Consider the following 13,444-nt stretch of genomic DNA (forward strand, 5'->3'; position numbering starts at 1 on the left):
GGTGCGCATGGGGCTGCTGGCCCTGCCGCTCGTGTTCTTCGCGCTGTTCTTCGCCTACCCCGTCGCGGCGATCGTCGGCCGCGGACTCAGCGACGGCGGCCACTGGCAGTTCAGCCGGCTCACCGCCGTTCTCGGCGACCCGGACATCCTGCACGTCCTGTGGTTCACGCTCTGGCAGGCGGCCGCCTCCACCGGCCTGACGCTGCTCGTCGCCCTTCCCGGGGCGTACGTCTTCGCTCGCTTCGACTTCCCCGGCAAGCAGCTGCTGCGCGCCGTCGTCACCATCCCGTTCGTCCTGCCCACCGTCGTCGTCGGCTCCGCCTTCCTCGCGCTGGTCGGCCGCGGCGGGCTCCTCGACGACCTGTGGGGGGTGCGGCTGGACACCACGGTGTGGGCGATCCTGCTGGCGCACGTCTTCTTCAACTACGCGGTGGTCGTCCGCACCGTGGGCGGCCTGTGGAGCCAGCTCGACCCGCGGCAGGAGGAGGCCGCACGGGTGCTCGGCGCCGGACGGTTCGCCGCATGGCGCCGGGTGACGCTGCCCGCGCTCGGCCCGGCTGTCGCCGCCGCCGCGTTGATGGTCTTCCTGTTCACCTTCACGTCGTTCGGCGTGGTGCAGATCCTCGGCGGCCCCACCTTCTCCACCCTGGAGGTGGAGATCTACCGGCAGACCGCCGACTTCCTCGATCTGCCCACCGCCGCCGTCCTGACCCTGATCCAGTTCGTCGCGGTGCTGGGCCTGCTGGCGCTGCACGCCTGGACGGTGCGGCGCCGCGAAACCACCCTCCGCCTCGTCGACGCCGCGCGCACCGCGCACCGCCCGCGGGGCGGTGGGCAGTGGGCGCTGCTGTGGGGCACCGTCACCGTCATCGCGGTGCTCCTCGTGGCCCCGCTCGTCGTCCTCGTCGTCCGGTCCTTCGCCGGTCCGGACGGCTACGGGACGGTCTTCTACACCACGCTGGGCTCGGCCGCGTCCGCCGACAGCACCTTCGCCGTCGCGCCGCTCGACGCGCTGTGGAACTCCTTGGCCTACGCCGCCGCGGCCACCGTCATCGCCCTGGCGATCGGTGGGCTCGCCGCCGCCGCGCTCACCCGACGGGGCGGCCGCCTCGTGCGCGGCTTCGACGCGCTGCTGATGCTGCCGCTCGGGGTGTCCGCAGTGACCGTCGGCTTCGGCTTCCTGATCACCCTCGACAAGCCACCGCTGGATCTGCGCTCCTCCTGGTGGCTGGTGCCGCTCGCCCAGGCCCTCGTCGGTGTGCCGTTCGTGGTGCGCACCATGCTGCCGGTGCTGCGCGCCGTCGACGGACGGCTCCGTGAAGCCGCCGCCGTCCTGGGGGCCTCCCCGTGGCGCGTGTGGCGGGAGGTCGACCTCCCCATGGTGCGCCGCGCCCTGCTGATCGCCGCGGGCTTCGCCTTCGCCGTCTCCCTCGGCGAGTTCGGCGCGACGGTGTTCATCGCCCGCCCCGACCACCCCACCCTCCCGGTGGCGGTGGCCCGGCTGCTGGGCCGCGCCGGGGAGCTCAACTACGGCCAGGCGATGGCCCTGTCCACGCTCTTGATGGTGGTGTGCGCCGGGGCCCTGCTCGCCCTGGAACGCCTCCGCACCGACCACTCCGGGGAGTTCTAGATGACCGTCACCACCACGGCCCGGCCCACCGAATGCCGCGATCTGCTGCGCCTGGACGGGGTGACCGTCCGCTTCGGCGGGCAGGGGGCGCCCGCCGCGCTCGACGCCGTCGACCTGGGCGTCGCCGCCCACGAGATCGTCTGCGTTCTCGGACCGAGCGGCAGCGGCAAGTCGACGCTGCTGCGGGTGGTCGCCGGATTGCAGCCGGCCGACTCCGGGCGGGTCGTCCTGGAGGGACGCGATCAGGCACGGGTGCCCACGCACCGGCGCGGCGTCGGCCTGATGTTCCAGGACCACCAGCTGTTCCCGCAGCGCGATGTCGCCGGGAACGTCGCCTTCGGCCTGCGGATGCGCGGGGCGCGCCGCGCCGAGCAGGACCGCACCGTCGCCGAACTCCTCGACCTGGTGGGCCTGCCGGGCGCCGCACGGCGCGCCGTCGGTTCCCTCTCCGGCGGAGAACAACAACGGGTCGCCCTCGCCCGGGCCCTCGCCCCGCGCCCCCGGCTGCTCATGCTCGACGAACCGCTCGGACAGCTCGATCGCGGGCTGCGCGAACGCCTCGTCGTCGAACTGCGGGGCCTCTTCCGCACGCTGGGGACGACGGTGCTGGCCGTCACCCACGACCAGGGGGAGGCGTTCGCGCTGGCCGACCGCGTCGTCGTCATGCAGAACGGCGGCATCGCACAGACCGGCACACCGCTGGAGGTCTGGCAACGCCCCGCCACCGAGTTCGTCGCCCGGTTTCTCGGCTTCGACAACGTCGTCGGGGCGACGGTACGGGGCGGGGCCGCCGAGACGCCCTGGGGCAAGGTGCCGGTGCCCCACGGGGCGGAGGACGGGGCGTGCCGCCTGCTGGTACGCCCGGCCGGGGTACGGCTCACGGCCCCCGAGGACGGTCTGCCGTGCACCGTCACCTCCCGCACCTTCCGCGGCACCCATGTGGCTCTCCTCCTCCAGCCGGCCGACGGCCCGCAACTGGAGGCGGCCTGCGCGCTCGGGGACGCGCCGGAGCCCGGGCAGCGGGTGGGGGTGCGGTTCGTACCCGAGGACGTCGTCGTGTTGGGGGCGGCGGGGGAGAGCGCCCTGGGCGACCGCGGGCCTGCCTCTGGAGGCCCGGGTGTCACGGCTGCGGGCGGGCAGCCGGGGTAGCGGAGCGCGTGGGCGCGGCGGTACGCGCATGGGGCGGGCCGCATGAGGCGATGCGCGGGCTACCCGCCGCCCCAGCGGCAGGTGGCCCGCCCCCTGCGGCCCGCCCCGTGCAGCCGGTTGCCCTGGAACGCACTCGCACCATCGAGGACCCGGCGCGCCTCATGCGGCCCGCCCCGTGCAGCCGGTGCCCTGATGCGCACTCGCACGATCGATGGCCTGGCCCGCCCCATGCGCGGCACCGGGCGGCCCCGCCCGTCCCGGCGTCAGCGCCCCGCCACGCCCTCGGGCAGGCTCCGCCCCGGATCCCCTGTGTCTCCTGAGCCGCGGGAGCCGTCCGTACCGCCCGGCGGGATCGCGGCGGGGTCCGGTTCCGGGGAGCCGAACCAGGCGACGGCCACGGCTCCGGCGACCGCGAGGACGAAGCCGAGGACGGCCACCCAGGCGAAGCCGGGGCGGGAGGCGTCACCGAGCCAGAGCACGCCGAGGATGCCGGGCACCACCGTCTCGCCCACCACCAGCGCCGCTGTCGCACCGTTCACCGAGCCGATCTGCAACGCCACGGTGTGCAGATACATGCCGCCGAGGCCCGCCACCAGAATCGCGTAGAGGGCCGGGTCGCTCAGCAGGGTCGGCAGGTCGAACGGGTCCACACCGTTCAGGACGCGTACGCCGACGCCGAGTGCGCCGAAGCCCAGACCGGAGAGCAGACCGGCGGGGATGGCCGCGCGGGCGCCCAGCAGCCGTACGACGAGGGTGCCGACGCCGATCAGCAGTACGGACGCGGCCAGCAGCCACCAGTGTGTGGCGAGCGGGGTGGCGCCGCTGCCCTCGTGGCCCGCGGCGGTGGCCAGCAGTACCAGTGCCGAGCACACCACGGCGATCGATGTCCACTCGGGCCGGGTCAGCCGGATTCCGAGCATCTTGATGCTCAGGAGCGCGGTGATCACCAGGTTGGCGCTGATCACCGTCTGGGAGAGGAACAGCGGCAGCAGCCGCGCGGCCAGCGCGCCCAGGGCGAAACCCAGGAAGTCCAGCCCGGTACCGACGAGGAACTCCCAGGTCACCGCGGCCTTCGCGGTCGACGAGAGGCTGGGGCCGCCGTGTTGCGTCACACCGGAGGAAGGGGCCACGGCCGCTTCCTGGCGGGCGGATCTGCGCGACCCCACCGCCTGCAGTACGGACCCCGCGCCGTAACAGGCGGAGGCCGCCACGGCGGTCACAAGACCGATGATCACCACGTGCTCCGTTCGCGCCCCGTCCGCCGCACCGTGGCTCGCCCCGGTACCGCGGGCGTGCATCTCACCACTGCGTTACCCGGCCATGCAGACGTGCTTTCCGGGGGACGGGTTGCTTCCACGGGGCGGACGGATGCCGCGGGCCAGGCTCCCGGCCGGCACGGTCACGGGGCGTATGGGGCGCGGCGGGCGCCCGGAACCGGCTGCTGCCCGCCGCCCCGGGGCCGTTTACGCCGCCCGGGCTGTTCCGGCCGCCCTTCCGGACGGTCCGCCCGCATAGAGGTGCGGCGCGTACGGTCCGCCCGCATGGGGCGGCGCATGAGGCCAGGCGCATGGGGCCACGGCATGGCGCGGGCTCCGCAGAATCAGACGCCGCCCGCATGGCGCGTGGGCACGGGGCCCTGCGCCCCACGCCCACCGCCCATGCCCGCCGTCCTGCCCGCCGCCCCCTGCGCAGCAGCGCAGCCCTCACCGCACCAACGGCACCGTGGCCAGCTCGGCCACGCCCCACGTCAGCGGAGCGAGGACGAGTACCAGGGTGGCGGCGCGGAGGGTGGCGGCGCGGCGGAGGAGGGCGGCCGGCGCGCCGAGCCTGCGGAGGGCCGTGGTGGCGTCGGCCCGCGCGGCGCGGGACTCCAGCCCGGCGGCGAGCGCGCTCGCCAGGACGCAGCCCAGGACGACGGCCGCGCCGACCGCGGTCAGCGGCCCGAACGTCTCCAGCGGCGCGGCGCGGAACACCTTCATCGCGGCGTAGCCACCCGACGCCACCGCGCACAGCACCCCGATGGGGCGGCCGATCCGCCGCGCCTCCTCCTGGAGCACCCGCCCCGCCAGCAGCCGGAGCGCGCCGGGACGGCCCGCGCACAGCAGCCGCCCGCACAGGTGCACCAGGCCCGGCCCCGCCAACACCAGTCCGACGGCGGACAGCGCCCAGCCGGCGAGGACGCCCGGGGGGCTGCCCACCAGGCGGCCCGGCAGCGGCAGCAGACCGGAGCCCGTGGCCGCCCCGCGGCCCGCGTAGGTCTCGACGGTCAGCCCCACCGCCGTCAGGGCGATGCCCCACGGCAGGCCGGACGGGGCGGCGGGCGCCGTGCGCGGCGCCCCGTCGGCACCGTCCCCCGTCTCCGACGGCGCGGGCGCCGGGGCCGCAGCGGACTCACGCGGACGCAGCGCCAGCGCGGTCGCCCCGGCCATGACCAGCGGTACCAGCGCCAGCAACAGCGCCGTCCCGGCGATCGGCAGCGGATGCCCCGCGCCGAGCAACTCCGTGGCGACCTTCGGCCACGGCGCCGCGCCGAGACCACCACGGAGCCGGAGGAACACCAGCAGCGCCGCGACGGCGCCCAGCACGCCGGTGAGCGCGGTGGAGACGGCGGCGAGCAGCGTCAGCCGGAACGGGCCCAGCCCCGCCGCCGCCATGCCCCGTTGGAGCCGCGCGGCGGGATCCGTACGCGCCACTGCCGCCGCGAGCTGTGCGGTCGCGGCGAGCGGCGCCAGGCACCACAGCAACCGCACCGCGGCCTGGCCGGAGTCCGCGGGGTGCGCGGTGGCGTGGCCGAGCGTGGCCAGCAGCAGGAATCCGGTGCCCCCGGACGCCGCGGCGACGGCGGCACGCCGCGCCAGCACCAGGGGACGCGTACCGCGGGCTAGACGGAGAGCGAGCACGCTGCCCTGCTTTCCGCGTCGGGGGCGGAGACGGCGCCGCCGGGGGACCGGCGGCCGTCGAGGAGGGCGACGGTGCGGTCGGCGAGGGAGGTCGCCTCCGGGTCGTGGGTGGCGAGGACCACGGTGATCTGGTGCGACCGGGCCGCCGTGGTGAGGGTGCGCAGCACCTGGGTGGCGTCCGCACGGTGCAGCGGCGCGGTCGGCTCGTCCGCGAAGAGGACCTGCGGCGTGGTGGCCAGCGCGCGGGCGATGGCGACGCGTTGACGCTGCGACTGGTCGAGCTGAGCTGGGCGGCGGCGTGCGCAGTCGCCGACGTCGAGCCGGTCGAGCCACTCGGCCGCGGTGTTCCGCGCGGCGCGGCTGCTCTCGCCGCGCAGCAGCAGTGGCAGGGCGGCGTTCTCCCCGGCGGTCAGTTCGGCCACGAGGTGGGGCTGGGTGTCGATCCAGCCGAAGCGGTCCAGGCGCAGCCGCTCGCGGTGGCGGGCGGGGAGGGTGTGCACCGGTGAACTGTTGAACCACACCTCGCCCTCGGACGGGGCGAGTTGGGCGGACAGGCAGCGCAGCAACGTCGTCTTGCCGCTGCCGCGCGGGCCGGTGACGGCGAGGATCTCTCCTTCGCGGACGCCGAGGGAGACTCCGGCCAGTGCGGTGCCGGCGCCGTAACTGTGGTGCAGGCCGCGGGCCCAGAGAATGTCGTTGTCAGGCGGGGCCACCATCTGCGCACCTCTTGCGTTCGCGTCCGTTCGTTCCCCCGACCGGGTGAACGACCATGGAGGGTATCGGTCACTGGCACGGTAAGGACTGCGGACCCTCATGATTCGGCGCTGGGCATGCACAACGGCCCGAATTCACTCCTATGGCTTCTCTTGAGCGAATTCGGGCCGTGCGATCTTCGGTTGTGCAAGCTTCTGCTCGGCGCCGGACCGGAGTGGACCGGAACGGCGCGGGGGATCAGAGCTTGGTCCACGCCTCCGTCAGCACGGTGCGCAGGATCTGCTCGATCTCGTCGAAGACCGACTGGTCGGCGATGAGCGGCGGCGCGAGCTGGATGACCGGGTCGCCGCGGTCGTCGGCGCGGCAGTACAGGCCGTTGTCGTACAGCGCCTTGGAGAGGAAGCCGTACAGAACGCGCTCGGTCTCCTCCTCGTTGAAGGATTCCTTCGTGTTCTTGTCCTTGACCAGCTCGATGCCGTAGAAGAAGCCGTTGCCGCGGACGTCGCCGACGATCGGCAGGTCGTGGAGCTTCTCGAGGGTGGAGAGGAAGTTGCCCTCGTTCTCCAGGACGTGCTTGTTCAGGCCCTCGCGCTCGAAGATGTCGAAGTTGGAGAGCGCCACGGCGGACGAGACCGGGTGGCCACCGAAGGTGTAGCCGTGCAGGAAGGTGTTGTCGCCCTGGTAGAACGGCTCGGCCAGGCGGTCGGAGATGATGCAGGCGCCGATCGGGGAGTAGCCCGAGGTCATGCCCTTGGCGCAGGTGATCATGTCCGGGACGTAGCCGAACTTGTCGCACGCGAACATCGTGCCCAGCCGGCCGAACGCGCAGATGACCTCGTCGGAGACGAGCAGCACGTCGTACTGGTCGCAGATCTCGCGGACGCGCTGGAAGTAGCCGGGGGGCGGCGGGAAGCAGCCACCGGCGTTCTGCACCGGCTCCAGGAAGACGGCCGCGACGGTCTCGGGGCCCTCGAAGAGGATCTGCTGCTCGATCTGGTCGGCGGCCCAGCGGCCGAACGCCTCGGGGTCGTCGCCGTGGATCGGGGCGCGGTAGATGTTGGTGTTGGGGACCTTGTGCGCGCCGGGGACCAGCGGCTCGAAGGGCGCCTTCAGGCCCGGGAGGCCGGTGATCGACAGGGCGCCCTGCGGGGTGCCGTGGTAGGCCACCGCGCGGGAGATCACCTTGTGCTTCATCGGCTTGCCGGTGAGCTTGAAGTACTGCTTGGCGAGCTTCCAGGCGGTCTCGACCGCCTCACCGCCGCCCGTGGTGAAGAAGACCTTGTTGAGGTCGCCGGGGGCGTAGTCGGCCAGCCGCTCGGCCAGCTCGACGGCCTTGGGGTGGGCGTAGGACCACACCGGGAAGAAGGCCAGCTCCTGCGCCTGCTTGGCGGCGGCCTCGGCCAGCTCCACCCGTCCGTGACCGGCGTTGACCACGAAGAGGCCGGCCAGGCCGTCGATGTAGCGCTTGCCCTTGTCGTCGTAGATGTTGGTGCCCTCGCCGCGCACGATCGTCGGCACGGGGGCGTTCTCGTACGACGACATGCGGGTGAAGTGCATCCACAGGTGGTCGTACGCCGTCTTGGAGAGGTCGGCGCTCATTGCTATCTCGTTCCCCAGGTGTAGGTCTGCTTCCGGAGCTTCAGATAGACGAAGCTCTCGGTCGTCCGGACGCCGGGCAGCGTGCGGATCCGCTTGTTGATCATTTCCAGCAGGTGGTCGTCGTCCTCGCAGACGATCTCGATCAGGAGATCGAAGGAGCCCGCCGTCATGACGACGTACTCGACCTCCTCCATGGCGGTGAGGGCATCGGCCACGGGGTCGAGGTCGCCCTCGACGTTGATGCCGACCATTGCCTGCCGCCGGAAGCCGACCGTGAGGGGGTCGGTGACGGCGACGATCTGCATCACGCCTTGGTCGAGCAGTTTCTGTACGCGCTGGCGTACGGCTGCCTCGGACAGGCCGACGGCCTTGCCGATCGCGGCGTACGGACGGCGCCCGTCCTCCTGGAGCTGCTCGATGATCGCCAGGGAGACGGAGTCGATCGACGGGGTGCCGGTTCTGTCACGTCTGTCGTGACTGTTGCGGGGGGCCACGCCCTCACTGTGCACGAGCCTCGTCGGTCTTGCAACCCGTGAGCGATGAAATCAGTTGCGTTGCGATCAATTTTTCACTGATTCCGTTGTTAGGGAGTGGCGGGTGTGTCGAAAGCGTCGACATCATGGCTAGGGTGGGTGTCTCAACCACCGGACATCTGATTGAAGGGGGCGCACAGTGACCACCGCACTGCGTCGTCTGCGCAACTACATCGACGGGGAGTTCCGGGACGCCGCCGACGGGCGGACCACGGAGGTGGTCAACCCGGCCACGGGCGAGCCGTACGCCACCGCGCCGCTCTCCGGGGCCGCCGACGTGGACGCGGCGATGGCCGCGGCCGAGGCCGCCTTCCCCGCCTGGCGCGACCTGATCCCCGCCGAGCGCCAGAAGGTTCTCCTCAAGATCGCGGACCGCTTCGAGGAGCGCGCCGAGGAGCTGATCGCCGCCGAGTCCGAGAACTGCGGCAAGCCCCTCGCCCTCGTCCGCACCGAGGAAATCCCGCCGATGGTGGACCAGATCCGCTTCTTCGCGGGGGCCGCCCGGATGCTCGAGGGCCGCTCGGCCGGCGAGTACATGGACGGCTTCACCTCCATCATCCGCCGCGAGCCGATCGGCGTCTGCGCCCAGGTCGCGCCGTGGAACTACCCGATGATGATGGCCGTGTGGAAGTTCGCCCCGGCGCTCGCCGCGGGCAACACCGTCGTCATCAAGCCCTCCGACACCACCCCCGCCTCGACCGTCCTGATCGGCGAGATCATCGGCTCCGTGCTGGACGAACTGGGCCACTCCCGCGGCGTGTTCAACGTCGTCTGCGGCGACCGGGAGACCGGCCGCCTGATGGTCGAGCACCCGGTGCCCGCGATGGCCTCCATCACCGGCTCCGTGCGCGCCGGCATGCAGGTCGCCGAGTCCGCGTCCAAGGACCTCAAGCGCGTCCACCTGGAGCTGGGCGGCAAGGCCCCGGTCGTGGTCTTCGAGGACACCGACATCCCCAAGGCCGTCGAGGACATCTCGGTCGCCGGCTACTTCAACGCCGGTCAGGACTGCACCGCCGCGACCCGGGTGCTCGTCCACGAGTCCATCCACGACGAGTTCGTCGCCGCGCTCGCCAAGGCCGCCTCGGAGACGAAGACCGGCGCGGTCGACGACGAGGACGTGCTCTACGGCCCGCTGAACAACGCCAACCAGCTCAAGCAGGTCAAGGGCTTCATCGAGCGGCTGCCCGCACACGCCAAGATCGAGGCGGGCGGCGAACAGGTCGGCGAGAAGGGCTACTTCTTCGCCCCGACCGTTGTCTCCGGCCTCAAGCAGGACGACGAGATCGTCCAGCACGAGGTGTTCGGCCCGGTCATCACCGTCCAGTCGTTCCGCGACGAGGAGCAGGCCCTGGAGTGGGCCAACGGCGTCGAGTACGCCCTCGCCTCCTCGGTGTGGACCAAGGACCACGCCCGCGCCATGCGGATGTCCAAGGCCCTCGACTTCGGCTGCGTGTGGATCAACACCCACATCCCGCTCGTCGCCGAGATGCCCCACGGCGGCTTCAAGAAGTCCGGCTACGGCAAGGACCTCTCCGCGTACGGCTTCGACGACTACACCCGCGTCAAGCACGTGATGACGTCGCTGGACGGCTGACGGTACGGGGCCTGGCGCCCCGCACCGTGCGTGGCGCCCCGTGCCGGGCGCCCCATGCGGGGGCGGGGGCGAGGAACGCCCCGTATCTCTCGTAGTCAGTGCCCCGTGCACCGCGCACCATGCGTGGTGCACGGGGCACTGCGCGTGGGTGGGGGCGTCTGTTGCGGAGGCTCGGGGCGTGGGGCGGAGCGCCGTGCCTCATGCGGCGGGCTCCGTGCGGGGGCGTGCGGGTGTGCGCTGCCTCATGCGGGAGCGGGGGCGCCTTGTTTGGGAGCTGGGGCTTCGCCTCGTGTCGTGTGGGGACGGGGCGCTCTGCGTGGAGGAACGGGGGTCGCCGCCCCATGGGGGAACGGGGGCCGCCGCCCCATGCGGGGCTGGTGGGGCCGCCTCGTGTGCTCCGCCCCATGCGTGGCCCCTTGGCACGGGGCGCCGCCCCATGCCGCAGCGGCTCATGCTTCGCCCCGTGCCCCGTGCCCCGTGCCCCGTGCGCCACGCCCCGCGTGGCCCGCCCCATGCGGCTCTTCGCCCGGCAGAACGTCGCGGGTGGCGGACCGGCAGTTGACGTTCTGTCGGCTTGCCGCCGCCGGCCGTGAGGCATGAGAGTGCACGCCATGTCGGAACTCACGCGGCGTTCGCTGCTCCGGGGCACTTTCGGAATCGGTACGGCGGCGGCGCTGGCCGGCCTCGCCGGATGCGGTGTGCCGCCCGCCTATGTACGTGCCGCCGATCGCGCGGCCCCCGACCGCTCGGCGGCCGACCACCGTCTCGTCTTCGCCAACTGGCCGCTGTACATCGACGTCGACGACCACGACAAGCAGCGTCGGCCCACCCTCGACGCGTTCCGGCGGCGGACCGGGATCTCCGTGACGTACACCGAGGAGATCAACGACAACGACGAGTTCTTCGGCAAGATCAGCCCCGCGCTGATGAACCACCAGCCCACGGGGCGCGACCTGGTCGTCATCAGCGACTGGATGTGCGCCCGCTACGTCCGCCTCGGCTGGGTCCAGGAGATGGACCGCACGGCGCAGCCGCATGTCGCCCGCAACCTCGACCCGCAGCTCGCGTCCCCGTCGTTCGACCCCGACCGCAGGCACAGCGTGCCCTGGCAGTCGGGCATCACCGGCATCGCCTACAACCGCCGCAGACTGGGCCGCGAGATCCGGAGCGTCGCCGACCTGTGGCACGACGACCTCCGCGGCCGGGTCAGCCTGTTCTCCGGGATCGACGAGGCGTTCGCCATGCTGCTCCAGGGCGAGGGCGTCGACATCACCCGATGGCGGCCCGATGACTTCCACCGGATGACCGAACGGCTGCGCCGGCTCGTCGCACGGGGCCACATCCGCCGGTTCACCGGCAACGACTACATCAAGGACCTCGACTCCGGCGACGTGATCGCCGCCCAGGCATACTCCGGCGACGTCATCCAGCTGAAGGCCGACAACCCGGACATCGCCTTCGTGGTGCCCGAGGAGGGCGGCGAACTGTGGGCGGAGAGCATGATGATCCCCAACCTGGCGGCCCACAAGCACAACGCCGAGCAGCTCATCGACCACTACTACCGGCCCGACATCGCCGCCGACCTGGCTGCCTGGGTGAACTACGTCTGCCCCGTACCGGCCGCCCGTGAGGTCCTGGCCGCCTCCAAGGACAAGGAACGCGCCGCTCTGGCGGAGGACCCGCTGATCTTCCCCGACTCCGCCATGCGCAAGCGCCTAGCCACCGCCCGCGACATCACGGCGGCGGAACGCCCCGCCCTCGCGGGGGAGTGGAACGCGATCGTGGGACTGTGAACACAGCGGCGGGCGAACGCGTGGGGCGGGCGCGCCGACAGGGCGCCGCCCCATGCCCTACGGGGACGGAGCGCCGCGCACACGGGGCGTTGTCAGGGCCCGTACACGGGCATGGCGCGGCAGCCGTCGCCCCGTGCGGCGCGGCCCCAGGGGCGGGCGGTCCGGCGGGCTCCCGCCGCATGGGGCGGGAGCCCGCTCCGCGTCATGCGCGCTGCGCCGCCGCGTAGGCGTCGATCTCGGCGGCCAGACGGGCCTTGGCCGGGGCGTCCATGAAGGATGCGGTCACCGCGTTCTTCGCCAGCGCCGCGACCCCGTCCGTGTCCAGGTCCAGCAGTCGGGCGGCCACGCCGTATTCGGTGTTGAGGTCGGTGCCGAACATGGGCGGGTCATCGCTGTTGACCGTGATCAGCAGCCCCGCTTCGGTCATCTTCCTGATCGGGTGCTCGTCCAGTGTGCGCACCGCGCGGGTCGCGATGTTGGACGTGGGGCAGACCTCCAACGGGATGGCGTGCTCGGCGAGATGGGCCAGCAGCTTCGGGTCCTGTACGGCACTGGTGCCGTGCCCGATGCGTTCGGCGCGCAGTTCGTGCAGCGCGTCCCAGATGGTCTGCGGCCCCGTGGTCTCCCCGGCATGCGGGACGGAGCGCAGCCCTATCGCGCGGGCGCGGTCGAAGTACGGGGCGAACTGGCCCCGCGGCACGCCGATCTCGGGCCCACCGAGCCCGAACGACACCAGCCCTTCGGGCTGCAGCTCACAGGCGATCCGGGTCGTCTCCTCGGCCGCCGCCAGACCCGCCTCGCCGGGGATGTCGAAGCACCAGCGCAGCACCACGCCCAGCTCCGTCTCCGCCGACTTGCGGGCGTCCTCGATCGCCTCGACGAACACGGCGTCCGGGATGCCGCGACTGGTCGAGCTGAACGGGGTGACGGTCAGTTCCGCGTACCGGATGTTCTGCCGAGCCATGTCGCGGGCGACCTCGTACGTCAGCAGCCGGACGTCCGCCGCGTCACGGATGAGGTCCACGACGGAGAGGTAGACCTGGATGAAGTGCCGGAAGTCGCGGAAGGTGAAGAAATCGGCCAGCGCCTCGGGGTCGGTGGGTACCGCGGAATCCGGATGCCGGGCGGCGAGTTCCGCGACGATCCGGGGAGAGGCCGATCCGACGTGGTGGACATGCAGCTCCGCCTTGGGCAGGCCCGCGATGAAGGCATCGAGATCGGACAACGTTCCTCCTGGTCAGTGGCGCAGCGATGTGCGGAGTCGCCCGTCATCGTATGCGGCACCAAGGCACCGTCCGAGGGCCGGTCTTACCGTGACAGGACCTCCGGCAAGGGGGGAGCGCCATGGCCGAGAAACGGCAGGAGCCCGAGCCGACGCTTCGATGGCCACGCCACGGACACCGGAAATCCCCCGGCAGCCGGCCGGGCCTCGCCGTCGTATCCGGCGTCGACGCCCGGCCCCGGAGCGCTCCCGGAGGCGCCGCCCCGTCGCTTCCTCCCCGCCGTCACCGCCGCTCAGCCCGCCCCGTCAG

At 72.5% G+C, this 13,444-nt stretch carries 10 protein-coding genes; 4 read left to right on the plus strand and 6 right to left on the minus strand.

What is annotated here, in order from left to right; all coding sequences use genetic code 11:
• The first annotated feature begins 1 nt into the window (after position 1).
• A complete protein-coding gene (locus ACF1BH_RS26175; RefSeq protein ID WP_391646195.1) occupies positions 2 to 1,630 on the plus strand; it encodes an ABC transporter permease in 1,629 nt (542 codons plus the stop codon).
• On the plus strand, positions 1,631 to 2,779 hold the full coding sequence (locus tag ACF1BH_RS26180) for an ABC transporter ATP-binding protein (RefSeq protein ID WP_391646197.1): 1,149 nt from the start codon (positions 1,631 to 1,633) through the stop codon (positions 2,777 to 2,779).
• Between the two features lie 263 nt (positions 2,780 to 3,042).
• On the opposite strand, the gene ACF1BH_RS26185 is transcribed toward ACF1BH_RS26180, so the two are convergent.
• The 5 genes from ACF1BH_RS26185 to ACF1BH_RS26205 all read right to left on the minus strand — a co-directional run bounded on the left by ACF1BH_RS26185 (position 3,043) and on the right by ACF1BH_RS26205 (position 8,501).
• The gene (locus ACF1BH_RS26185) at positions 3,043 to 4,014 is read right to left on the minus strand and encodes a hypothetical protein (RefSeq protein WP_391646199.1); all 972 of its coding nucleotides are present in this window, start codon (positions 4,012 to 4,014) and stop codon (positions 3,043 to 3,045) included.
• 468 nt (positions 4,015 to 4,482) lie between these two features.
• Positions 4,483 to 5,679: a hypothetical protein gene (locus tag ACF1BH_RS26190; RefSeq protein WP_391646201.1), complete on the minus strand. Its 1,197-nt coding sequence runs from the start codon at positions 5,677 to 5,679 to the stop codon at positions 4,483 to 4,485.
• Entirely contained in the window at positions 5,661 to 6,395 is a 735-nt protein-coding gene (locus ACF1BH_RS26195; RefSeq protein ID WP_391646203.1) for an ABC transporter ATP-binding protein, read from the minus strand. Before ACF1BH_RS26195 ends, ACF1BH_RS26190 begins: the two co-directional genes overlap by 19 nt.
• A gap of 235 nt (positions 6,396 to 6,630) precedes the next feature.
• Positions 6,631 to 7,992 carry an aspartate aminotransferase family protein gene (locus ACF1BH_RS26200; RefSeq protein ID WP_391646205.1) on the minus strand — a complete coding sequence of 454 codons (1,362 nt, stop codon included), beginning with the start codon at positions 7,990 to 7,992 and terminating at the stop codon, positions 6,631 to 6,633.
• 2 nt (positions 7,993 to 7,994) lie between these two features.
• The gene (locus ACF1BH_RS26205; RefSeq protein ID WP_391646207.1) at positions 7,995 to 8,501 is read right to left on the minus strand and encodes an Lrp/AsnC family transcriptional regulator; all 507 of its coding nucleotides are present in this window, start codon (positions 8,499 to 8,501) and stop codon (positions 7,995 to 7,997) included.
• A 163-nt stretch (positions 8,502 to 8,664) separates the two neighbouring features.
• On the opposite strand from ACF1BH_RS26205, the gene ACF1BH_RS26210 reads away from it, so the two are divergent.
• The gene (locus tag ACF1BH_RS26210; protein ID WP_391646209.1) at positions 8,665 to 10,119 is read left to right on the plus strand and encodes a gamma-aminobutyraldehyde dehydrogenase; all 1,455 of its coding nucleotides are present in this window, start codon (positions 8,665 to 8,667) and stop codon (positions 10,117 to 10,119) included.
• Positions 10,120 to 10,730: 611 nt separating this feature from the next.
• Positions 10,731 to 11,912: a spermidine/putrescine ABC transporter substrate-binding protein gene (locus tag ACF1BH_RS26215; protein WP_391646211.1), complete on the plus strand. Its 1,182-nt coding sequence runs from the start codon at positions 10,731 to 10,733 to the stop codon at positions 11,910 to 11,912.
• Between the two features lie 202 nt (positions 11,913 to 12,114).
• Here the strand turns inward: ACF1BH_RS26215 and ACF1BH_RS26220 are convergent, their stop codons facing one another.
• Positions 12,115 to 13,137 (minus strand): adenosine deaminase, encoded by a 1,023-nt coding sequence (locus tag ACF1BH_RS26220; protein ID WP_391646213.1) that lies wholly within the window; start codon positions 13,135 to 13,137, stop codon positions 12,115 to 12,117.
• Positions 13,138 to 13,444 lie beyond the last annotated feature (307 nt).

It is taken from the genome of Streptomyces sp. NPDC014733, from assembly GCF_043083385.1.
Taxonomy (GTDB): domain Bacteria; phylum Actinomycetota; class Actinomycetes; order Streptomycetales; family Streptomycetaceae; genus Streptomyces.

Bases quoted from the DNA above. Each gene is read 5' to 3' on its own strand.
- ACF1BH_RS26180 (WP_391646197.1), top strand. From the start codon at position 1,631: ATGACCGTCACCACCACGGCCCGGCCCACCGAATGCCGCGATCTGCTG.
- ACF1BH_RS26195 (WP_391646203.1), bottom strand. From the start codon at position 6,395: ATGGTGGCCCCGCCTGACAACGACATTCTCTGGGCCCGCGGCCTGCAC.
- ACF1BH_RS26200 (WP_391646205.1), bottom strand. From the start codon at position 7,992: ATGAGCGCCGACCTCTCCAAGACGGCGTACGACCACCTGTGGATGCAC.
- ACF1BH_RS26215 (WP_391646211.1), top strand. From the start codon at position 10,731: ATGTCGGAACTCACGCGGCGTTCGCTGCTCCGGGGCACTTTCGGAATC.